This is a genomic window from Vibrio sp. 1727 (genome assembly GCF_033344415.1).
Classification (GTDB): domain Bacteria; phylum Pseudomonadota; class Gammaproteobacteria; order Enterobacterales; family Vibrionaceae; genus Vibrio; species Vibrio alginolyticus.
Genome location: NZ_JAWPOT010000563.1, coordinates 1 through 551, shown reverse-complemented (window position 1 = coordinate 551; position 551 = coordinate 1). Strand labels below are relative to the sequence as shown.

At 37.4% G+C, this 551-nt stretch carries 1 pseudogene; it reads right to left on the bottom strand.

What is annotated here, in order from left to right:
• Positions 1–198: 198 nt before the first annotated feature.
• Positions 199–551: pseudogene (locus R8O10_RS26955) on the bottom strand (transcriptional regulator); the annotation flags it as partial.

The window sequence follows — 551 nt, the reverse complement described above, 5'->3', positions numbered from 1 at the left end:
GCGCAAATTTATATTTAAATGTTGTGATAGGTTTAACGGAAGGTAGGTTAGTGTTTTAGCAGTATATTTATATGTGGATATTTAAATGACGTGTTTTAACAGAATTTAATGTCAATTAAATGGGTTGGTTTGACCAAGTATACTGACTTGTTCAATTTATTTTAAGTCTGGAATTAATATTGGTATGTGCGATTTAATTTAAACACGTTGATTGAGCTGAGAAACATACTTTAATAAATCCCCATCAATATTGGGTAATCCGTCAGAGAAAAATATTTGTGTCCCTGGAGTGCAACGCATTAAAACGTTAGTTAACTCGCCATCTTGGTTGGAGGTATTGAGCGCATTGAACTTGACCAGCTTATTGTAAACATCATCTTCTAACTGCAATCGCTGCGCTTCGGTCAGACGAATACGACCAATACAAATACCGGGGCTGACTTCATGCGAAAGTGATTCTATCTGAAAACGTTCACGAAATAGAGAGTCGAGATCTGAGCCTTCTTCCATCAAAAATCGGCGGCCGGAGCGATAAAACAAACCATCACCGA